Source organism: Sphingobacterium sp. NPDC055431 (assembly GCF_053644255.1).
Genome location: NZ_JBSHLH010000001.1, coordinates 102792 through 126009 on the forward strand (window position 1 = coordinate 102792; position 23218 = coordinate 126009).

Annotated in this window: 17 protein-coding genes; 11 read left to right on the forward strand and 6 right to left on the reverse strand. The window is 42.1% G+C overall.

What is annotated here, in order from left to right; genetic code table 11:
- Position 1: 1 nt before the first annotated feature.
- The 3 genes from ACWIB3_RS00470 to ACWIB3_RS00480 are packed head-to-tail and all read left to right on the forward strand — an operon-like array spanning position 2 to position 1619.
- The gene (locus ACWIB3_RS00470) at positions 2-409 is read left to right on the forward strand and encodes a DUF2752 domain-containing protein (protein WP_454290627.1); all 408 of its coding nucleotides are present in this window, start codon (positions 2-4) and stop codon (positions 407-409) included.
- Positions 385-828: a DUF4870 domain-containing protein gene (locus ACWIB3_RS00475; protein WP_185215821.1), complete on the forward strand. Its 444-nt coding sequence runs from the start codon at positions 385-387 to the stop codon at positions 826-828. The genes ACWIB3_RS00470 and ACWIB3_RS00475 overlap by 25 nt, the downstream gene beginning before the upstream one ends.
- Positions 825-1619, forward strand: a complete 795-nt coding sequence (locus tag ACWIB3_RS00480; protein WP_454290628.1) for a M48 family metallopeptidase — start codon at positions 825-827, stop codon at positions 1617-1619. The genes ACWIB3_RS00475 and ACWIB3_RS00480 overlap by 4 nt, the downstream gene beginning before the upstream one ends.
- Here the strand turns inward: ACWIB3_RS00480 and ACWIB3_RS00485 are convergent.
- Positions 1616-4348, reverse strand: a complete 2733-nt coding sequence (locus ACWIB3_RS00485; RefSeq protein WP_454290629.1) for an outer membrane beta-barrel protein — start codon at positions 4346-4348, stop codon at positions 1616-1618. The two genes, ACWIB3_RS00480 and ACWIB3_RS00485, sit on opposite strands and share 4 nt — an antisense overlap.
- A 249-nt stretch (positions 4349-4597) precedes the next feature.
- Here ACWIB3_RS00485 and ACWIB3_RS00490 point away from each other — a divergent pair, with 249 nt between their 5' ends.
- The 4 genes from ACWIB3_RS00490 (at position 4598) to ACWIB3_RS00505 (ending at position 9368) form a co-directional block, all read left to right on the forward strand.
- The gene (locus ACWIB3_RS00490) at positions 4598-5137 is read left to right on the forward strand and encodes a TetR/AcrR family transcriptional regulator (RefSeq protein ID WP_185215824.1); all 540 of its coding nucleotides are present in this window, start codon (positions 4598-4600) and stop codon (positions 5135-5137) included.
- Between the two features lie 90 nt (positions 5138-5227).
- Positions 5228-6934, forward strand: a complete 1707-nt coding sequence (locus tag ACWIB3_RS00495; protein ID WP_454290630.1) for a glycoside hydrolase family 3 N-terminal domain-containing protein — start codon at positions 5228-5230, stop codon at positions 6932-6934.
- 96 nt (positions 6935-7030) lie between these two features.
- Entirely contained in the window at positions 7031-8458 is a 1428-nt protein-coding gene (locus tag ACWIB3_RS00500; protein WP_313261068.1) for an L-serine ammonia-lyase, read from the forward strand.
- 82 nt (positions 8459-8540) lie between these two features.
- Positions 8541-9368, forward strand: coding sequence for an MBL fold metallo-hydrolase (locus tag ACWIB3_RS00505; RefSeq protein WP_313261067.1), 828 nt, complete (start codon positions 8541-8543; stop codon positions 9366-9368).
- 72 nt (positions 9369-9440) lie between these two features.
- On the opposite strand, the gene lipB is transcribed toward ACWIB3_RS00505, so the two are convergent.
- The 5 genes from lipB to ACWIB3_RS00530 all read right to left on the reverse strand — a co-directional run bounded on the left by lipB (position 9441) and on the right by ACWIB3_RS00530 (position 15026).
- Positions 9441-10139: a lipoyl(octanoyl) transferase LipB gene (lipB, locus tag ACWIB3_RS00510; RefSeq protein WP_454290631.1), complete on the reverse strand. Its 699-nt coding sequence runs from the start codon at positions 10137-10139 to the stop codon at positions 9441-9443.
- Positions 10140-10148: 9 nt separating this feature from the next.
- A complete protein-coding gene (gene hflX / locus ACWIB3_RS00515) occupies positions 10149-11339 on the reverse strand; it encodes a GTPase HflX (RefSeq protein ID WP_185215828.1) in 1191 nt (396 codons plus the stop codon).
- A 96-nt stretch (positions 11340-11435) separates the two neighbouring features.
- A complete protein-coding gene (gene recG, locus ACWIB3_RS00520) occupies positions 11436-13541 on the reverse strand; it encodes an ATP-dependent DNA helicase RecG (RefSeq protein ID WP_454290632.1) in 2106 nt (701 codons plus the stop codon).
- 111 nt (positions 13542-13652) lie between these two features.
- On the reverse strand, positions 13653-14402 hold the full coding sequence (locus ACWIB3_RS00525) for an SDR family NAD(P)-dependent oxidoreductase (RefSeq protein WP_185215830.1): 750 nt from the start codon (positions 14400-14402) through the stop codon (positions 13653-13655).
- Between the two features lie 237 nt (positions 14403-14639).
- Positions 14640-15026 (reverse strand): RidA family protein, encoded by a 387-nt coding sequence (locus ACWIB3_RS00530; RefSeq protein ID WP_093101229.1) that lies wholly within the window; start codon positions 15024-15026, stop codon positions 14640-14642.
- A 133-nt stretch (positions 15027-15159) separates the two neighbouring features.
- Between ACWIB3_RS00530 and nagA the strand changes: the two genes are divergently transcribed.
- The 4 genes from nagA (at position 15160) to ACWIB3_RS00550 (ending at position 23210) form a co-directional block, all read left to right on the forward strand.
- Positions 15160-16272 (forward strand): N-acetylglucosamine-6-phosphate deacetylase, encoded by a 1113-nt coding sequence (gene nagA / locus ACWIB3_RS00535; protein WP_454290633.1) that lies wholly within the window; start codon positions 15160-15162, stop codon positions 16270-16272.
- 72 nt (positions 16273-16344) lie between these two features.
- A complete protein-coding gene (locus tag ACWIB3_RS00540; protein ID WP_254526602.1) occupies positions 16345-17991 on the forward strand; it encodes a glycoside hydrolase family 10 protein in 1647 nt (548 codons plus the stop codon).
- A gap of 353 nt (positions 17992-18344) precedes the next feature.
- On the forward strand, positions 18345-19577 hold the full coding sequence (locus tag ACWIB3_RS00545; RefSeq protein WP_454290634.1) for an exo-beta-N-acetylmuramidase NamZ family protein: 1233 nt from the start codon (positions 18345-18347) through the stop codon (positions 19575-19577).
- A 162-nt stretch (positions 19578-19739) separates the two neighbouring features.
- Positions 19740-23210, forward strand: coding sequence for a SusC/RagA family TonB-linked outer membrane protein (locus tag ACWIB3_RS00550; RefSeq protein ID WP_454290635.1), 3471 nt, complete (start codon positions 19740-19742; stop codon positions 23208-23210).
- The last annotated feature ends 8 nt before the right edge of the window (positions 23211-23218 follow it).

Below are 23218 nucleotides of genomic sequence, written 5' to 3' on the forward strand. Positions count from 1 at the left end.
AATGCGGAATCCAAGGAGCAGACTGTATATTACTACGGGAATAGTTTGTTTCATTGGGATTATCTGGCTATTGCTGGATTATTATGCTTCCGCGAACATCACACTATGTCCAGTGAAACTGGTTACAGGCTATCCTTGTCCTTCCTGTGGGACGACAAGATCCATTTCAGCATTGTTTAATGGGCAGCTTAAGGATGCATTTATGATCAACCCTTTGGGGATCGTTTCGAGCATCATCATTATGGCTGTTTTGGTATTGATGCTGCTTGATTTGGTTACAAAGCGTGATTTTTATTATAAAGTTTATAATCAGGTTGAAAAATTTCTTCAGCAGCATAAGGCATTAAGTGCGATTCTGGTCATATTAGTTATTTTAAATTGGGCATGGAACATATCGAAGGGACTATAGCTTTTAATCCGAGAGAGATTACCGAGGATGAACGTGAATATGCATCAAATAGTTATTTGATGTCTTTGTTTGCTTTGTTTATTGGTTTACCGTTGCCTATATTCAATTTACTGGCAACTGTGATTTTCTATTTGGGCAATCGTAAATCCACTCGCTTTGTAAAGTGGCATTGTACTCAAGCACTTATTTCCCAATTTGCCATTTTCTTTTTCAATACCGCTGGATTTTGGTGGACCATGGCGATTATTTTTAATAGGAAGGAAGTGAGCGATGCTTATATCGCCTACCTGATGTTGATTTTACTGTTGAATGGGATTGAAATTGTTTCCACCATCTATACTTCGATAAAAACGAGGAAGGGAATTCATGTACGTTGGTTCCTGTTTTCGGATATCACTGATAATCTGTTGAAACGATGAAGATTCTAGGCAAATTTCTGGTATTAGCTGCTGGAATTGCAGTCTGTTATCTACTGTTGTTGCAAGTGAATTGGACGAGTGTGTTTGAAGTCCAACAGAATCAGGATCGCTTGGAGTCAAAATTGGGTAAGTTGGTGCTGGAACAGGTACGCGACCTGTATGATGTGATCGAGGATGAGCAGATCGACAGTACCCTCGATTCGCTTTTTATTCCCTTATTGAAAGAAAATTATATCCCTAGCAAAAACTATGATCTTCTGTTGGTGGAAAGTGAAGAGGTGAATGCCTTTGCCCTTCCTGACGATAAGATCATCGTGACGACAGCCCTGATCAATTTTTTGGATAGTGCAGATTATATGTCGGCCATCTTGGCCCATGAGATTGCCCATTGTGAGAAAAATCATGTGATGCGTTCATTGATCACTAATTTTGGTTTGGACCTATTGCTGTCAGGATCAGGAACAGGTGAAGTGACCAATTTCTTGACAGGGCAGGCCTTCTCAAGGAAGCTTGAAAAAGAAGCCGATGAAAAAGCCGTGGAATACTTGGAAGAGGCCCATGTTGATCCAAGCGGCTTGATGAAGGTTATGGAGCTTTTTGATGTGTATCTGAGTTCGGATGGGGATGTCAGCTGGATTTCTTCTCACCCTGTTCCTGCAGACCGCAAGAAATACCTAGAACAAAAGATCAACAGGATCAAGACGGACCCTAATACCTACAAAAGTCCCATTAGCTCCAAAAGCTGGACAGACCTGCAAGGTCTGATTTCCGAATATGCCAATCAGGATTAATCTCTGCCCGATCTTCCTCCAAAACTTCTTAAATTATAGTTCAGGCTCAATAGGAAATATCTGGTCAAGGTGTTTGAGGTGATGTTTGAAATAGAAATCTCGGACGCTCGGCGATTGATGTTTCGGGCATTGTTGAACAGGTCAAAAGCCTTTAAGGAGATTTCAGCATTTCTTTTCTTCAAGATCTTATATCCGATAGACGCATTCAGCAAGTTTGTTGAAATGGCCTCTGCACCCATTACACCCCCATTACGGTAGAAAGAATAATTATAACCCAAGGTCATGTTCTTAAAGAATTCCAGGTTCAGGGAATTGCTGATTCTATGGTTGGTAATCCGGTAGTGGGATATTTCACTCATTGGGTTATTGGTAAAGTTCATGTTCAGATTGTAATTGAATCCAATGATGATCTTTTTACTGAAATTGGTAAATATGCCCACATGCTGGCTAAAACCATAGCTGTGGTTTGGCATCAAGACTTTGTTGAGGATGGCATAATTACGGTTGTAATACATGTAATTGTTCAAGTTCAGGTTGAAGCCCAGTTTTTTTAACGGTAGCCCATAGTTGTTATTTGCTCGAAGTTGAAATACACCGTTGATGTTTTCAGGTACGACATATTGTCCACCGGCACCTAGGATAATATCTTCAAACAGGGTGATGGTGCTGTCGGTGGTCATGGTGGAGTTGATGATCTTATTGTTGGTGTAGTCAAAATTAAGGCTACTGTTGAAGCTCCGGCCATTGCTGCGGTTTACATCCCGATACTGAAGACGGAACCGATGGGTGTATTCCTGGCTCAGGTTTGGGTTTCCGTTTCGGAGAAACAATTCGTTTGAATTATCAATATAGTCCTGCAATTGATCGATGGAAGGGGTGTTTGTCGCGCCATTATAGTTGAATTCCAGGTGCCTTTCTTTGCTAAAGTAATAGGCCATGGTCAGTTCTGGAAGAAAGGCTCCAAAGTCTGCAGTGGTCCTTAGATTTATTGGGACGGTCCGGTTGTTTACCCGATAGCCATGTTCATAGTTCATTCCAATCTGGAATCTAAAGGTGTCCTGTTTATTGTATGAATAAGAAAGCCCTGCACTGTGATGGGTGAAATCATTTCGGAATTCATTGGATAATCGATCGTTCAGTTCTTCAAACTGCCCTGTCTCGGCAAGAAACTCCATGGTTTTCCGGTCGGAATAGTTGCTGGTATTGCGCATGCCATAGTTGGCCTGCAATCTGGAGATCTTGGAGACATTGTAGGTGTAGGAAAGTCTACCATTGTATCCATTTCCATATCCATAGGTCGTGCTTTCGCGATTGGCAGTGTCGATTCGGTCTAGAACTGCATCTTTATAGTATTGGTTGAAGGCTAAGGTTTTTCCTAACGCCTCGTTGCTGCTCTTGTTTCCGTCTAAACTCAAGGATATGGTCTGACCCGCTTTTTTGAATCGGTGCATATAGGTCAAGCCGCCACCAAAATTGAAGGCTTCATTATTGTTGTTGAAGTTTCGGTTGGAGTTGTTCAGGGGTTCTGTCCTATTCTTGCTCATGTTGCTGATTGAGCTATTGGCCAGATCACTTTTTGTATAAGAAAGGTTTGGATTGATATCGATGCGGTTCATGCTGTCGATATCCCATTTCAGTCGACCTCTCAGGTTATGGGATATGTTGCCATTGTTACCGGTTTGATGTTGGTTCTGGAATTGGTTGGCTCGGCTTCCTGTAATATACTCAATGTCTGATAGGGTATTGGTAAAAGTGCTGCTATTGCGGAACCTATAGTTTCCATTGACTTCCATCTTTTTGTCGAGGAATGTATTGGTATAGTTGGCTGCAGCCGCATAGGTGTCAGATAGACCGCGGTCGGTGTTGTTATTTCCTCTTCTGAACCCGCCTCGGCCTTGTTCGGAAAACTCTGTTTCATTGATGTTGTTGGCCATGATATTGATGGAGATTTTTTCATCCCCACGGAAAGCATTTACACCGGAGTTGATCGTGAATTTGTCGGCATCACCTTTACCAGCGTTGAACTTTCCAAAGAGTCCTTTTTTCTTGTCGGGCTTGGTGACGATGTTAATGACTTTGGACCTTTTACCATCATCGAATCCGGAGAATTTAGTCTGTTCGGATTTCTCATCGATGATCTGTAGCTTGTCAATGATGTCTGCCGGGAGGGTTTTTAGGGCCACTTTAGGGTCAGTGCTGAAGAACTCCTTGCCGTCCACCATGATCTTGGTGACCTCCTCGCCATGTGCAGTAACTTTTCCATCTTCATCGATGGTTATACCAGGGACCTGAGCAACCATTTCATCAGCATCGGCATATTCTCTAGTGGCGAAATTACGGGCATTGAATTCCATGGTATCCCCTTTGACGGCAACATTAGGTGCTGGAGCGATGGTAATCTCTTCGATTACGATTTCTCCAGGTTCTAAGCCAACCAGAAGCGTTTCCATCGAAGGCTTTACAACGATGTTTTTCTCGAACTTTTTGAAACCCAATAAAGTTCCGGTCAATTTATAATTGCCATTGGCTACCCTTGGGATTGAGAAATCTCCTTTGTCATTTGATTTGGCTGTACGGATGGTGGAATCTTTGAGGTTCAGGAGTTGGATGCTGGCATCCTGTAAGTTGCTACCCTTTGTTTTGTCCTGCACCTTTCCAGCGATATTGACTTGAGCCAATACATGGACAAAGCTTAATAAAACTAGGCAAAAGGTAAGCAGGTATTTCATGGTAAGGTTTGATGGATTTTTTTCAATTATATAGTTTTTAGACGATAACAGCCTGATAATCACAAAAAAGATACATTGTTGTTATGACAATCGTAAAAATCGGGAAATTGAAAAAGTTAGATTATCAAGAGGTTACAGCGGAAATGAAAATATTGAAAAGCGGAGTCGCATTAGAGATGTTACATAGCGGTCAAATTGCTTGGTCAAGGCAATTTCAGAAAAATTGGATATATTTGCTTATTACAATCAATGAAAGAAACGACACTCAGTAGGAAGGAAAAGATTCTGCAAACTGCCTTACAGTTATTTGCAATAAAGGGATACCTTGATACCTCGACCAAGGAGATTGCTGCCAAAGCTGGAGTTTCTGAAGCACTTATCTTTAAGCATTTCGGAAACAAGGATGCTTTGTTGGCCCATATCGTGAAGTCAGGTTATAGGAAGGTGCTGCTTCATCACAAGGGGATGATGACCTATAAGGGGGCGAAGGATTTTCTTAGGAACATGGTTCAGTTTCCGAGTAAATTGGTTGCCGATGATCCTTTGTTCTGGAAATTGCAAGAACGACTTTCACACCATAGTTTCTCCAAATCTCAACACGAACTCTTCATTAAGCCCGTTCAACCCATCGTTCATAAAGCGTTTGAAGAATTGGGTTATGCCAATCCCGATCTGGAAACTCAATACCTATTGCTGATCATTGATATGTTATGGAAGAAAGAGGCCTGTGGGGAGCTTGAAAATGCAGCTGATTTAGCTGCTTTAGTAGAGACCAAATACAACCTTTAGTATTGCGTGTTCCTGCGTGTTGTTTTTTAAAAGCGCAAAATATTTTAAAAAACAAGTAAAAATGCCGTATTTCGTGTAAACTATATTGTGATGATTAAGAAACTCTTCAGTTTTGGATTGCTATCCATGATGCTTATTTCTGCAGCATTCGCGCAGAACAAACCCAATTTCGTAGATTTTATCAATCAAAAGCATTCTTGGGTTGATTCCGTGTTCAATACCTTGACACCGAAGCAACGCATAGGTCAGCTTTTTTTGGTGAGAGCACATACCAATTTGGGTCAAAAATATGTAGACTCCGTAAAGCAAGTGATTGAGAAGGAACAGTTGGGTGGTCTTGTCGTTTTCCAAGGTGGCCCCGTAAGACATGCCAATATGTTCAATCAATATGATAAAGTGAGCAAGGTCCCTTTGTTGATTACATTCGATGGGGAATGGGGATTGGGCATGCGTATGCCGGATTCGACGATCTCATACCCTTATCAGATGACTTTGGGTGCTATTCAGAACAATAATCTGTTATATGAAATGGGTAGACAGGTGGCACGTGATTTCCACCGTATGGGGATGCACTTTAACTTTGCGCCTGTTGTAGACATCAATAACAATCCAAATAATCCAGTTATTAACTTCCGTTCCTTCGGTGACAATAAGTACAAGGTGACTGAAAAGGCTAAAGCCTATATGGATGGCATGGTTCAAGGTGGCATCTTAGCATCGTTGAAGCATTTCCCTGGGCATGGTGACACCGATGTGGATTCACACCATGACCTTCCGCAATTGAAGTTTGATAAAGCGAGATTGGATAGCCTTGAAATGTATCCATTCAGACAGTTGATCAAAGATGGTGCTCCGTCTGTGATGGTGGCACACATGAATATACCAGCCTTAGACAATACGCCAAACATCCCTTCATCCATTTCCAAGAAAGTAGTGACGGATATTATCCGTAAGGAATTGGGATTTAGAGGTCTTACGGTCACTGATGCCATGGACATGAATGGGGTGAAGAAATTTTTCCCGAATGGGGAGGCTGATGTAATGGCCATTGAAGCGGGCCATGATCTTTTGGAAGTTTCTGAAAACAGCGGTCGTGCAATCGATCTTGTTGAAAAAGCGATCAAATCGGGAAGACTTTCCCAAGCTGATATCGATGCTAGGGTGAAAAAGGTCTTAGCAGCGAAATTATGGTTGGGATTAAATCAAGTGAAACCGGTAAATACCAATAGACTTTATGAGGATTTGAATACGCCTGCAGCTCAGAGTTTGGTGCAGCGCATTTCAGATGCTGCGGTGACCTTATTGAAATCAGACCGCGGGTTAAAAAGATTTGACCCGAAAAAATCAACTTCGATCGTGAGTGTAGGAATTGATCAAACTCAAGATTTTGAGAAAGGTCTGGCCTTGCAGCTGAACGATTTTGATCAGTTTTTTATCAAAGGAGATGAAACTGAAGAGCAGTTGAAAGATTTGATGAAGGAGGCGAAGGATAATCGCCAGATTGTACTGGTAATCCATGATAATCGTAGTAGACCGCGTAGTGAATTGGTTTTGAATGATGCTGCCAAAGATTTTATCGATAAGATTGCCGGTAGGAGAACGATTTCAGTGATGTTTACCAATCCATATGCGATGAACTCGGTGGATGTGATGCGCAGTTCCTCTGTTCTTTTAGGCTATCAAAATGACTTTTTCATGCAAAAAGCTGTTTTAAAGGCTTTGTTGAAACAAATTAAACCAGAAGGTAAATTGCCAGTTAGCATTTCTGAGGATTTAGAAAACGGAACAGGTTTGTAATCTAAGTTTGTTAACATAAAAATAAAGTAGCCAGTAAGTTTTACTGGCTTTTTTTATTCAAAAGAAAGACTAATTTTGCTATGTAGATTGAGAATTATGGCAAAAGAGCAGATTTCTATATTTGATATGTTTAAGATAGGCATTGGACCTTCCAGTTCACATACTTTAGGCCCTTGGCGTGCAGCCCAACGTTTCGTTGAAGCATTGCGGAACAGGGAGGCCTTAGATCATGTTGTGGAGGTAAAGATCCTTTTGTATGGCTCTTTGGCGAAGACGGGTGTTGGTCATGGTACTGATATCGCAGTGCTTTTGGGCATGAGTGGGGATGACCCTGTAACATTTGATGTCAATGATGTCCTTCCGAAGGTGAATCGCATCAAGGCTAATAAAAAGATGAGCCTGGGTGGTAAAAAAGAAATTGACTTTTCCTATACCGATGATCTGCTATTCCTTTATGATCAAAGTCTTCCATTTCACCCCAATGCAGTTACTTTTCAGGCATTTTTGGACAATGGGACTGCTATTTCTGAAACCTATTATTCAATAGGTGGTGGATTTGTGGTTCAGGAAAATGATACCGAAAGTGTATTGTCTGAGATTGATCTTCCTTTTCCAATTGATACCGCGCAGGAATTAATGGTTTCCTGTATGCGTACCGGACTGAAGATTTCGGAACTGGTGTTGGAGAATGAATGCTCTTGGCGTTCCGAACAGGAAACTAGGGATGGCGTTTTAAAGATCTTCCAAACCATTAAGGAATGTATCTATAAGGGTTGCCATACGGACGGTGTTTTGCCAGGAGGTCTGCATGTGGAAAGGCGTGCATCCAAACTGAACAAAAAGATGTTGAAAGGGCGTGAATATTCGGACTTTGACAGTTGGGTAGAGGCGATCCGTGCTGGAGGCAGGGATTTCGGATATATCCTTGACTGTGTAAGCTGTTTTGCTCTGGCCGTGAATGAGGAGAATGCTTCGTTTGGACGAGTGGTAACTGCGCCAACCAATGGTGCTGCTGGAGTGATCCCCGCAGTTCTGCAATACTATATCGTATTCCATGATTGCTATAAGGAGGATAAGATCATTCAGTTTATTGCTACGGCTTCGGAAATTGGATCTATTTTCAAAAAAGGAGCAACCATTTCTGCTGCCATGGGCGGCTGTCAAGCAGAGATCGGGGTTTCATCGGCTATGGCTGCTGGAGCACTGACCGAGTGTTTGGGTGGTTCGCAGAGGCAAGTGTTGATGGCCGCAGAGATCGCGATGGAGCATCATCTTGGCCTCACCTGTGATCCAATTGGTGGGCTAGTGCAAATTCCTTGTATCGAAAGAAATACCATGGGTGCTATCAAGGCCATTACTGCGGCTCAATTGGCCCTTCAGTCGAATCCTGATAAAGCGAAAGTAAGTCTGGATGCAGTGGTGAGCACGATGTGGGATACTGCTCAGGACATGAATGTGAAATATAAAGAAACGGCAGATGGTGGCCTGGCGATTAAAGTTCCGTTGAGTTTGCCTGAATGTTAGGTTCAAAAAAGAAATATGCAAATAGTTGGAGAGCTGTCCGTTTGGGCGGCTCTTTTATTTTCGATTTTTCTATCTTTGTGAAATGATTCGATACGCGGCATTAGCTTCTGGAAGTAATGGAAATAGCTATTATATTGCTAAGGGCAATACCTCCATTTTAATTGATGCCGGAATCAATAGCAAGCATCTGCATTTAAGGATGGCATCGTTGGGGATAAATCCGTCGAGTATCAATGCCATCTTTATTACCCATGAACATACCGACCATATTTCTGGCTTATCCGTTTTCCTGAAGAGGTATCAGATTCCAGTTTATCTGACTGAAGGGACCTATGAATCATCCAGATTGCAATTGCCGAGTTACCTGATCAATTTTATCAAGCCGAATTCAGTTGTTAATTTAGAAGATTTCTCCGTTTATGGTATTCCTAAATATCATGATGCGCAGGAACCTTGCAGCTTTTTGGTTTCTGATGGGGAGCTGAATATTTCGGTTCTTACCGATTTGGGAAGGATCTGTGAAAATGTGAAGAAAGCAATCCGCATTGCGGATATCCTGTTTTTGGAAGCTAATTATGATGAGGAAATGCTCTTGACAGGAAGATATCCCTATCATTTAAAGAACAGGATTAAGGGAGGATGGGGCCACCTTTCCAATAAAATATCCTTGGAAGCCTTTATTGAGAATAAATCTGAGCGTTTAAAGCATTTGATACTGGGCCACCTTTCAGGCGAGAACAATTCTGTAGAGTTGGTTGAACGGGTCTTTGAACCCCATTGCCAAGAATTTAAGATGTCTGTAGCAAAAAGGACAGAATGTACTCCGCTATTTGAGATCAGCAAGCAGGTGCAAACGGAAATATATGTGGAAAAATATTCTTATCAATCCATTCAGATCATTACGGGATAATCCCCTGTTTAAGATATAAAAAGGAAGGAGCTGTTATGATCATAACAACTCCTTCCTTTTTGTTGAGTATGTTTACTGGAGTTCCATTTTGAATAGTGTTGCCAAGTGTGTCCTGAGTTTGGCTTTCACTTCTTCAACGTCAACTTTATGTCCTAATTCCCTTTCCATGGAAGTAACATCCTTGTCATCTATTCCGCAAGGGACGATGTTTCCAAAATAGGCAAGGTCTGCATTGACGTTAAAGGCGAAGCCATGCATGGTTACCCAGCGAGAAGCCCGAACGCCCATGGCACAGATCTTTCTAGCCTTTTCATTATCAGGGTCTAGCCAAACACCGGTATAGCCTGGGTACCTTCCTGCCTCTATGCCGTATTCAGCAAGGGTCAGGATAATGGCTTCCTCTAAGGTTCTCAGGTAAAGATGGATGTCCGTGAAAAAGTTGTCCAGATCTAAGATCGGATATCCGACAATCTGGCCGGGGCCATGATAGGTGATGTCGCCACCTCTATTGATCTTATAGAAAGTTGCTTCTTTTTCCTTTAACCCTTCTTCATCCAATAACAGGTATTCCAAATGTCCACTTTTGCCAAGGGTATAGACATGTGGATGTTCGGTAAATATCAAAAAGTTCGGTGTTGGATCCTGTGCGTTATTTACTCGGTTATCATGTTTGATGGCGAGGGTCTTTGCAAAAATCGCTTCTTGTTTGTCCCAAGCCTCTTGATAATCCAATAACCCCCAATCAATAAACTTTACTTCTTTGTTTTGCATTTTGTTTTCCTAATACAACAGGTTGTTATATGGGTATCTGGCGTTGTGCATTTTTACAACGATATCATATACTTTTTCCTTGAATTCCTCGACGTTTGTTTTGTTGGTTGCAGAGATGAAAATCGCCGGATCGGCATTTTTCGCCATCCAAGAGTTCCGGAAATCATCCAATGTTACTTTTATCTCTTCACCGTCCTCATCCAGTTCAACCGGAGGTTTATAGGCGTCGATCTTGTTGAAAACCGTAATGATCGGTTTATCAACAGCACCGATATCCTTTAGGGTTTCATTAACCGCACGGATATGATCTTCGAAATAAGGGTGGGAAATATCCACCACGTGGATCAATACATCGGCCTCTCTGACTTCATCAAGGGTAGATTTGAAACATTCCACTAAATGGTGAGGTAGTTTGCGGATAAATCCAACGGTATCTGACAAAAGGAATGGGAGGTTGTCAATAACAACCTTTCTAACTGTCGTATCCAGCGTAGCGAACAGTTTGTTCTCGATCAATACATCGGATTTTGAGATCATGTTCATGATGGTGGACTTACCAACGTTGGTATAGCCGACCAAGGCCACTCGGATCATCTCGCCTCTGTTCTTACGTTGGGTCTCGTTTTGTTTGTCGATGACTTTTAACCTATCCTTCAATAGGGAAATTTTATTCAAGATCATCCGTCTATCACTCTCAATCTGGCTTTCACCCGGTCCACGCATACCAATACCCCCGCGCTGACGCTCTAAGTGAGTCCACATTCGGGTCAATCTAGGCAATAAATATTGCAGTTGGGCAAGCTCCACTTGGGTCTTTGCCTGCGCTGTTTTTGCATGCTTTGCAAAGATGTCCAAAATCAAATTGGAACGATCGAGTACCTTGATGTTGAAATACTTTTCTATGTTCCTTAACTGAGAAGGAGAAAGTTCATCATCAAATACGACGATATCTATTTCTTCGGCTTGGATAAATTCCTTGATTTCATCAAGCTTACCTGATCCTACAAAGGTTGCACGATCAGGGAAAGCTAGTTTTTGGGTGAAAATTCCTTTGGTGACACCACCTGCAGTGGTCACTAAAAACTCTAATTCTTCTAAATATTCTTTGGCGGTTTCATCCGAAACATCAGGAGTAATTACACTTACCAATACTGCTGTTTCTGGCTTTACTGCCGTGTCATATATCTTAAATCTTGCCATTTAATGTTTTTAAATAGTGAACAAGCGTTCCAATGAAATGGTTGTTGCCTGTTTAAACCTTGTTTAAGTAGAAACAAGTTTACAAAGTTACGGTTTTTACGAGATTTTGTCCCATGAAATAGCAGGGGAGCTTTTGCTTAAATACTGGGCTAAGAGTTGATTGCGTTCATCTTGCAGGTTTGGGTCCTCATTAAAGATCTGGATGACCAATTGTCTTGCCTCAGAAAGGATGGCTTGATCTTTAGCAAGATCAGCGATTTTCATTTCCAAAACACCAGATTGCTGCGTGCCAGAAAGGTCTCCAGGACCACGGAGTTGTAGATCCACCTCTGCGATTTCAAAGCCGTCATTGGTCCGTACCATGGTTTCCAAACGGGTCCTGCCCTCTTTGCTCAGTTTATTGCTTGACATTAGGATACAGAAGGATTGTTCGGCTCCACGTCCTACCCGGCCACGGAGCTGATGCAGTTGGGAAAGGCCAAAGCGTTCCGAGTTTTCAATGACCATCACGGAGGCATTCGGTACATTTACTCCAACTTCAATTACGGTTGTTGCCACCATGATCTGGGTTTCACCCTTTATAAAACGCTGCATTTCGAAGTCTTTGTCCTTTACCGGCATCTTGCCGTGAACAATACTGATCCGGAATTCAGGCAATGGAAATTCTCGCATCAAGCCTTCAAGTCCGGCCTCTAGGTATAGAAGGTCCATCTTTTCACTCTCCTTGATCAACGGATATACGATGTAGACTTGGCGACCTTTTGCGATTTCATCGCGCATGAAACCAAATACACGTAAGCGTTGGTTTTCGAAAAAGTGAACGGTTTTGATTGGCTTTCTTCCTGCAGGCAACTCATCGATAATGGAAATGTCAAGGTCTCCATACATGGTCATCGCCAAGGTCCTTGGGATAGGCGTTGCAGTCATCACCAACATATGTGGAGGAATGAGGTTTTTACGCCATAGTTTTGCCCTTTGTTCTACTCCAAATCGATGCTGTTCGTCGATTACCACAAATCCAATATTCTTGAACTTTACCTTATCCTCAATCAGGGCATGCGTCCCGATCAGGATATCGAGTGTTCCATCTTCCAATTCCTGATGGATGATCCTTCTTGCCTTTGCAGGTGTTGAACCTGTCAAGAGCTTGACGGTACAGATGTCATCTCCCAATAATTCCTTTAAGCCATTGTAGTGTTGGGTTGCAAGGATTTCCGTTGGGGCCATCATACAGGCTTGGTAGCCATTGTCGATAGCCAAGAGCATGCTCATCAACGCCACTACGGTCTTCCCTGAGCCGACATCCCCTTGCACCAATCGATTCATCTGGGCGCCCGTATTACAATCTATTCGAATTTCCTTTACCACTCTTTTTTGGGCATTGGTAAGTGGGAAAGGCAATCTCTCATTGAAGAATGTATTGAACCTGTCGCCAACCTTGTTGAATTGATGACCCTTGTATCGTTGGGTGTTCAACTGTTTGTTTTTCAATAGGCGAAGTTGAATAAAGAAGAGTTCTTCAAACTTCAACCTATTTATTGCCGCTTTCATCAACTGTTCGTTTTGCGGAAAGTGAATGCTCAGCAGAGCCTGTTGAAGGGATAAGAGCTTGTATTTATCAAGAATGTAGTTTGGCAATGTTTCAGCAACCGTTCTTAGGGTGGTTTCTAAGGCCGTTTGTTGTAGCTTTTGGATGCCTTTGGAATCCAGGTTGAACTTCTTAAGTTTTTCGGTGGAAGAATAGACCGGTTGCATGGTCATGTTTCCAACCTTTTTGCCCTGTTGTTGGTAGAGCTCCATCTCTGGATGGGTAATGGAAATTGCACCGTTGAATTCTGTCGGTTTCCCGTAGATAATATAGGCAGCACCGACCTTAAGTCCTTTTCTTAACCAGGAAATGCTTTGAAACCAGACCAATTCCATCATTCCGGTATCATCCTTGAATTGGCCGACCAGTCGCCTTCCCCGTTTTTCGCCAACTTCCTGCAGGCTCATCAATCTCCCCAGAACTTGGGCACCAACCATGTCAGGGTGGAGCTCGCGGATCTTATGGAATTTGGTGCGGTCGATATATCGAAAAGGATAATCCTGCAAAAGGTCTCCAATCGTAAAGATCTGAAGCTCTTTCTTGAGGACATCCGCTTTCTGCGGTCCTACACCTTTGAGATATTCTATGGGAGTTATTAACGATAAATCTGCCATGGGATGATAATCCCACTAAAATAATAAAAACTTTCAACTCAAGCTCCGATAACAACAAAAGCTCCTCAGAATCGAGGAGCTTTTCACTGTTTTATATAGATAGATTTAGGGTTAAATTATGGTGGTACCACCATCCACTGCCAAATTGATCCCAGTGATGTACCGGGCATCATCTGAGGCTAAAAACAAGGCGGCTAAGGCGATATCCTCTGCGGTTCCATAGTCCTTCATCGGAATAATGGACATGAAATGGGGTCTGTACTGCGGGTTGTTGAGGTGTGCTTCAGCCATTGGGGTCATGATATACCCGGGATTGATGGCATTGACGCGTATTTTCAATTTCCCGAAATCTACGGCTGCTGCTCGGGTAATCGCAGAAACTCCACCCTTTGAGGCGGTGTATGATCCTGGGCCAGACATTCCGGTCAAGGCTGCAATCGATGAAATATTCACGATACTTCCACCATTTTCCTTCATATGTGGAAGGACGGCCTGCATGCCCAACATCACACTGTTGATATTGATATCATAGGTCTTTTTCCAAAGGGCTTCATCTTGTTCCTCAAAAGGGGTTGGAACCGAGATCCCTGCGTTGTTGATCAATATATCTACTTTCCCAAAATTATTCAGTGCTGCGGGAATGACATCGTTGAACCAAGTTTCTCTGTTTGAAACATCATGTTTTACTGCTACGGCATCAAAGCCTTGAGCCTGAAGTTTCTCGACTATGGCATTCAATTTATCAATCTGAATATCTGTTGCTACCACTTTCGCACCCTCATTTGCAAACAAATAGGTCATGGATTCGCCCATGCCAGATGCTGCTCCCGTAATAATGGCTACTTTACCTGTTAATCTCATAGTAGTGTTTTTATGTGAATAAATATCTTAAGCTTCTTTCATTAAAAAAGTGACCTAGGTTACCTTCTTAAAATAAATGGTTGTTTTTCCGCATTATAGGTATGGGTGAGTAACAGTTGAAAAGCAATACTGTTTTTCTTGATGGCGAATTTGTAGTAATAGGGAGGGTAGAGCCACAAAAAATGCCAACAATTAATTATTGTTGGCACCATATTGAAATAAGTTTCTTGTTGTTTATTATCCTTTCCAGGCAATAACAGAGATTTCCACATTAACCTCTTTAGGTAAGGTCTTTACTGCAACACATTCCCTTGCTGGTTGGTTTTCTTTGAAATATTCGGCATAGACCTCATTAACGGTTGCAAAATAGTCCATACTGCTTAGGAAGATCGATGTCTTAACCACATCTGAATAGTCATAGCCAGCGTTTTTCAAGATTGCTCCTACATTTTTCAATACCTGGTGGGCCTCGTCGGCTACACCGGTAGTGATCAATTCCATGCTTTCTGGAATCAATGGGATCTGCCCTGAAACATAAAGGGTTTTATCTGCTTTTATCGCTTGGTTGTAGGGGCCAATTGCTGCTGGGGCCTTATCCGTATTCAGAATTTCTTTTTGTGCCATGATTTTATTGTTCTTTGATAATAATTCTTAAAAAATGAGGTTCTGATATAGGGTTGGAATCTCATTTCGCTGGTCTAATATACGATTAGGCACTTGGATTTTCAACAAAAGCCAACAATAAGTAACTTGCAGGATGAAACATAAACTTGCCCTCATCAACGGTAGGATTTTTACCGAATATCAAATATTTGAACAACATGCACTTTTAATCGATTCAGACCGAATTGCTGGTATTGTTCCTCAAGATGAACTGCCAGACGGTTTTGAGATACTGGATGTGAAAGGTGCCAATATATGCCCCGGGTTAATTGATTTGCAGATCTACGGGACAGGTGAAGACCTGTTTTCAGCGGAGTTGACCGTAGATTCCATCCATAGGATTGAACAAAATCTGTTGAAACAAGGCTGTACTTCCTTTGTGCTTACTTTGGCAACCAATACCTTGGAGCTATTCAACCAGGCTATTGCCGTTTTTGAGGAGGCAAAACCGAAAGTTGCCTTAGGCCTACACCTGGAAGGGCCATTCCTAAATGCGGCAAAGCGAGGAGCTCATCCAGCTGAATTGATCCAGAAAGCAAGCTTAGAGTTATTAGGGTCTGTCGTTGAGGGTAAGGAGCATATAGTCAAAATGATGACTATTGCCCCTGAACTGACCGATCAAGAGTGCATCGACTACCTGAACGACAAGGGAGTATTGGTAACTGCGGGGCATAGTGCAGCAACTTATAAGGAAGCGACGCATGCCTTTGATAACGGAGTTCCTGCTGTGACCCATCTGTGGAATGCCATGTCCCCACTCCATCATCGAGATGTTGGTTTGCCGGGAGCAGCATTTAACCATGATGAGGTCTGTGCTTCGATTATCGTGGATGGAATCCACTCAGACTTTGAGACAGTCAAAATCTCAAAGGAATTAATGGGAGACCGTTTGTTCCTTATCACCGATGCGGTTGCAAAATGTGACAAAGGGATTTATCAACATGTTTTTAATCAAGATCATTATACCATGCCGGACGGCACCCTTTCAGGATCAGCCCTGACCATGTTGAAGGCCGTTGAAAACTGTGTCAAAAAAGTGGGAATCAGTTTAGAAGAAAGCCTTCGAATGGCCACATTGTACCCTGCAAGACTTTTTGGAAGACATGACCTTGGCAACTTAAACTCCGGATCTATAGCGAATGTGTTAGTTTTTGACCAAGATTTCCAGGTTCAACAGGTTGTTTTTCAGGGAGAAAGAATTATTTAACATATAAAGAATAGGTTACAATTAGTAGGATAGCCCATAAAAGTCTTAATTTTGTGGGTTAAGAATGAATTTATGATGAGAAAAATCTTAAGTCTTTGTCTTTTTGTGCTGATGATGGTGATAGTTTTATCCTGTGGGTCGAAGAGAAGGCAAGGAAAAGTATTGCAGCAGCCAACCGCCACGGTGACTCAGGAAACTTCAACGGAAGCTCCAAAAACAGATGATAAACCTGTTGAAAAACCGGTTACCACGAAACCTGTAGGCGAAAAAGTGGCTGAAAAGAAGCCTGTAGAAAAGCCCGTATTTAAAGCGAATCTACCAAATGTTCCCCGCGAATTTAGAGCAGCATGGGTAGCCACAGTAGCCAATATCAACTGGCCCAGCAAAAACAACCTATCGACAGAACAACAAAAGCAAGAGGCCATTAACCTATTGGATATGTTGAAAAACAACAATTTCAACGCGGTTATCTTTCAAGTAAGGCCTTCTGCTGATGCCTTGTATAAATCCAGCTTAGAACCTTGGTCTTATTTCTTGACCGGAACCATCGGAAAAGCTCCAAGTCCATATTACGATCCATTGGAATTCTGGGTCGAGGAAGCTCATAAAAGAGGGTTGGAACTGCATGTTTGGTTAAATCCTTACCGTGCTCACCACAGCAATGGAGGCCAGGTGACCAGCGAGTCGCTAGTACGCAAATCGCCAGAGAATGTGGTTAGACTTAGAAACGGAATGTACTGGTTTGATCCAGCTAGTCAAGAAACGCAAAACCATGCCGCTTCGGTGGTCATGGATATTGTGAAACGCTATGACATCGACGGAGTACACTTTGATGACTATTTCTACCCATATGCAACCTATAATGGCGGTGCAGATTTCCCTGACGACAAAACCTGGTTCGCCTATAAAAAGGCAGGAGGCAACCTAACCCGCCCGGATTGGAGAAGAGATAATGTCAATAAATTCATCAAGCGTATTTATACAGAGATAAAGAAGGAAAAACCTTCCGTTAAGTTTGGTTTGAGTCCTTTTGGTATCTGGAAGCCTGGTTATCCTTCTGGGGTAACTGGTTCCTCCCAATATGATGAACTTTACGCCGATGCTAAATTATGGTTGAATGAAGGCTGGATTGACTATTTCACGCCTCAATTATATTGGCCAATTGATCCGCCTAGACAAAGCTTTACCAGCTTGCTGAAATGGTGGCAATCTGAAAACAAACATAATCGCCACTTGTGGCCTGGTCTGAATACGGTAGAAGTTAGAGCTGCCAACAGAGCGGATGAGATCAAGCGCCAGATTGCGGTTACTCGTGAAGTAATTCCGAATAGCGTAGGCGCAGTACATTGGAGTATTGCCGGTTTGACCAAAAACCCAATGTTGTTAAAAGCATTGCACGATGGACCATATTCACAGAAGGCTTTGGTTCCTGCGTCCCCATGGTTGTCTGCCAATCCGATCTTGAAGCCAACTTTGCTGTTGACCAATCAACCTAGCAGTGTATTTGTGAAGTGGCTTCACAAACAACCTGAGCAAGTATTTAAATGGGTGACCTATGCGCGCTATGGAGACACTTGGGATATTCAGATCCTAGATGGTCCTCAATCCGAATTGAGCTTGCCGAAGAGCAAGGACGGACATAAATTAAACGCCGTTGCTGTAAAGCCTATTGACCGTTTAGGCAATGAAGGCGACTATGCTGGTGAAGCTATAGAATAGTATTTAAACAAAAATATTTTATAAAAAAGCGGGAAAGAACGTTCTTTCCCGCTTTTTTATTTTACAAATATTTACTGTAACGATAGTGTCACGCAAATGTTACTTATATGTGTAGTATTTACACTTCCTGATGCAATCGGTTGCGGAGCTAAATGCTTTAATCTGCTAAATTTCAAGGATTCCATTCAATTATTCATGCAGATTTTTACATCTCCATTTTCTGATTCATGCGTGTTTTGCGTTTTGTTTTGCGGAATATGACAGATTTTGCTGTTTCATTTGCTTTATTGTGCGGTATTTGTCTTAATTTTATCCAGTTTTTATTGCGAAACTGATTTACCGAATCTTAATTAATGGGAAACTTACTCTTATATTCTGCCGTTCTTGGTTTATTATTGACAAGTGCTTGTGGTTCAACAAAGAAGAATAGCTCTTCAAATGCTTCACAGCCTGTAGTTGAAACTGTAAAACAAGAAACCATTGTGCCTGCTGCCGATCAGCTTGCTGCTTACTTGCCTTTGTTGAAGGGAAAGAAAGTCGGTTTGATGGGTAACCAGACCTCTGTTGTAGGTCCGGAAAAGGAACATTTGGTAGACGTGCTGTTAAGGGAGAAAGTAGACCTTAAATTTGGATTCGCACCTGAGCATGGATTCCGAGGTGACATCGAAAGAGGCGAGAAGGTCAGCAATGATGTTGATGCTAAAACGGGTCTTCCATTATTTACCCTATATGGTGGAAATGAAAAACAAGATTCAATCGTTCAGTCGGTTGATGTCATGATTTTCGATCTGCAAGATGTTGGTGCTCGATTCTATACTTACATTACCTCCTTGCACCGTGTAATGGAGCTTTGTGCAAAGCACAACAAAGAACTGATCGTATTGGATAGACCTAATCCATGTGGTGATCAGGTTGACGGTCCTGTTCGTAAGGACGACAAATTCAAATCCAACGTTTCTTATCATAAAATTGCCATGGTTCACGGCTTGACCGTTGGAGAATTGGCAAAGATGATCAATGGCGAGAAGTGGTTAGAAAATGGACGTCAATGCAAGTTGACTGTGGTTCCGGTTCAAGGATATACGCATGATAGCATGTACGACCTTCCAGTTATCCCTTCCCCAAGTTTGCCAAACCATTTATCCGTTCGCCTTTATTCTTCTTTATGTCTGTTTGAAGGAACTGATATTTCCGTAGGCCGTGGTACAGACTGGCCTTTCCAAGTGGTTGGTTTTACCGACCCTGTTTATGGAGACTTTACCTTTACTCCAGGTGAAAAAGCCGGTATGGCTAAACACGTAGAAGGAAAAGGAGCGACCAATTACGGTCTAGATTTAAGAGGTCTAGATGCCGACAAACAGAAATTTACTTTAAAATATATACTCGATTTCTATAATAAAATGCCAGACAAGTCTAAGTTTTTTGTGCGAGCAGAATTCTTCGACAAGCTAGCCGGAACGGATGAGCTTAGAAAGCAAATCATTGCTGGAAAGACAGAAGATGAAATCCGTGCCAGCTGGAAACCTGAATTGGATGAATACAAGAAAATGAGAACAAAATATTTGATCTACCCAGACTTCAAATGAAAAACAAGCATGTGAGGGCTCAATTTAATTGAGCCTATTCGCATAATGGGACATTTGATGCTGGAAAAACATTTTATCACGCAAACAAACTCGGTTGTTTCAGTTAGATGGGAATAAACCGAATTATGATAACAAAAATTATAAATTATTAATCTTAAAGCAATGCGAAGACTTATACTCTTTTCTCTCGCTCTGGGTTTAACAATGCCGACTTATGCGTCTTTTGAGGCAAACAAAGGTGTTGTTGCACTTGGAAACCATGCTAGCTGGACAAATGCTTCATCGGTGCTGCAAAATACCGTAACAGGTACGGTAAGTGGTCCGGACGGTCCCTTAGCTGGTGTTACTGTTTCGGTAGTAGGCTCCTCTGTGAAAGCCTCTACGGATGAATCAGGTAAATTCTCAATTTCGGCCGCTGTAGGTTCGACTTTAAGGTTCTCCTATGTTGGATACGAATCCAAAGAGGTTACCGTAGCTGGTAATACCATGAACGTAACGCTTCAATCTTCCAGCGACCTGTTGGATGAAGTTGTTGTCGTGGGTTATGGTACTCAAAAGAAAGGTAACTTAACAGGTGCCGTTTCAACAATCAGTGTAAAAGATAACTTAGAAGGTCGTCCTATCGCAGATGTGGGTCGTGGTATCCAAGGGGTAACCCCTGGTTTGACCGTGACGGTTCCATCGGGTGAGGTAGGTTCTGATCCACGTATCAAAATCCGTGGTGCAGTTGCTTCATTGCAGGCTTCAGGAGATCCTCTGATCTTATTGGACAACGTGGAAATCCCAAGTATCCAATATGTGAACCCTGACGATATCGAATCCATTACGGTATTGAAAGATGCCGCTTCATCATCGATCTACGGTGCTAAAGCTGCATTCGGTGTAATCTTGATTACGACCAAAACCGGTGCTAAAGGTGAAAAAATCGATATTTCCTATTCCAATAACTTCTCGTTCCAAAACCCTTTTAAACAATATGAAATGGGTAGGATCAATGCGTTGAAATATACCAAAGATGCCATGGAGCGTATTGGATCAAACATCTCTGGTGCATTCTACTATGTAACTCCAGAAGGTTATGAAATGGCGAAGGAATGGGATGACAAATATGGAACTACATTAGGTCCAAACGATCCTACTGTTTTCGGACGTGACTGGATTGTTGACCCAACCAATACTTCTCGTAAAATAGGTTTGAGAACCTATGATCCTTACGATTACATGGTAAGGGAATGGGCTCCAACTATTACCAACAATGCTTCAATCAATGGTTCTGTAGGTAGGACGAAATATACAGCCACTTTTGGACACATCTCTCAAAGCGGTATGTTGAAAGCTGGTGACTCTGATAAATTCAAAAGAGCAAATGCTGCAGTAAGGGTATCTACAGATGTAAGTGATTACTTGACTTTGCGTGCCGGAGCCATGTTCTCCCAACGTCAAAAGCTATATCCTTATGCGACGAACTCTACCACTGCCGACCCTTGGTACTACATGTACCGTTGGTCATCAGTTTATCCAATGGGATTGGATGAGAACGGAAGCAAAATCCGTAGCCCTTGGTCGGAGTACGAAGATGCAAACGAAGCATCAATGAAACGTAACTACATCAACTTGAACGCTGGTGCAACAGTCAATATGACCAAGAACTGGAGATTAGATGTGGATTACAACTTCACCAATGAGGACTACGATTGGTTTAGACCGGGTACTCGTTTTACAGCAGCTAACAGCTGGATCGCTCCGGTTCAACGTTTAGACGCCAATGGTAACCAGGTTTATGTGGACAATACAGGTGCTGTAGTGCCTGCAGGTTCTCCTGGAGCTATCGCAGCATACGACTTGAATACACATGAATATACAGCCCCAGGAGCAAATCCTGACCACGTATACGCTCGTGCAGCATATGAGTATAAACATACTTTCAATGCTTTCTCTACTTATAATCTAAACCTTGACAACGGCCATGAATTCAAATTTATGGTGGGTTCAAACTTGGTGTCTGATTATGGTAAATACAACTGGACTCAAAAAACTAACCTACTTGACTTAAGCAATCCGCAATTCGATCTTGCTTCAGGTACAGTAACAGGTTCTGGTGGTACTTTCTGGACTAGTCAGGTAGGTTTCTTCGGTCGTGTAAACTATGCCTTCAAAAACAAATACCTTTTGGAAGCGAATGCACGTTATGATGGATCTTCAAAATTCGTGGATGATTTGATCTGGAGATGGTTTACATCAGCTTCTGCTGGATGGGTGGCTTCAGAAGAAAACTTCATGCAATGGGCTAAACCGGCATTATCTCACTTGAAATTTAGAGGTTCATACGGGGTAATCGGTAACCAAGCCGTTCCTGCAAGTTTGTATACACCTAACATGTTTCCTTACGAGACTTTGTGGATCGGTGGTCAGAATAAATACTATGGCGTACCTACGCCTACATTCAGCTTAAGAGATATCTCTTGGGAAGATCTAGAAACTATTGACTTTGGAGTTGATGCTCGTTTCTTAAACAACAAACTAGGTTTGGTTTTCGATTACTATGTTCGTAATACCAACAATATGTTCGTAGGATTTCAAGGTACAACCTGGACTACCGGTGGCGCTGCACCTCTTGGAAACTTCGGTACCTTAAAAACTAAAGGTTATGAGGTAGCGGTAGACTATAACCACCGTTTCAATAATGGTCTAGGTATCAATGTTCGTGCAAACTTTGATGATGCGATCTCAAGATTCTATAATGTGACTAGCCAAAGAACAACAGGTTCTTACTATGATGCTTCTGCATATGGAGATATCTGGGGTTATGAAACCGATAGACTTTACCAAATGGATGACTTCGTATTAGGCGCTGATGGAAAACCTCAGTTGATCAATTTAACGGAGGACATGACCAAATACTTTGCAAATGGTGATGGTAAAGCTTACCAATTAAAAGATCCTAATGGAGTTTACCAACCTCGTTTAGAAAATACCAATACGTTCAACTTCGGTCCTGGTGATGTGAAATTCAAGGATTTGAACGGTGATGGTGAAATCGATAACGGTGATGGTACGGTAGATAACCCTGGTGATAGAAGAATCATTGGTAACACGACTCCACGTTATAACTACGGTTTACGTTTAGGCGCTGATTACAAAGGATTCGATTTCTCTATCTTCTTCCAAGGAACAGGACAACGTGCAATGTGGGGTAATGGTGCATTGGCAATCGCTGGTTATAATACCGCGGATGGTGCTATGCCAGCAGCAATTGTAGATGATTACTGGACGCCAGACAACACTGGTGCTTTCTATCCAGCTGCGTTCAACAATGCGGGTAGCAACGATGCCAACAACATGCAGGTTCAGTCTAAATACTTATTGGATCTATCTTACACCAGAATCAAGAACATCACATTTGGTTATGTATTGCCTAAGAGCTTTATCGCTCCAGCTAAATTGAGCAATGTACGTGTTTATGTGGCTTTAGAAAACTTCTTTACATGGGATAAATTGAATGGCTTGCCAATCGACCCAGAGGTGGTTTCTGGATTCTCTATGTTTAATGAAAGTAACTATAACACAGGTAGAACTGGGGTTGGTACTCCATCATTCAAATCTGCTTCATTCGGTGTACAGTTAAACTTCTAATCCTTACG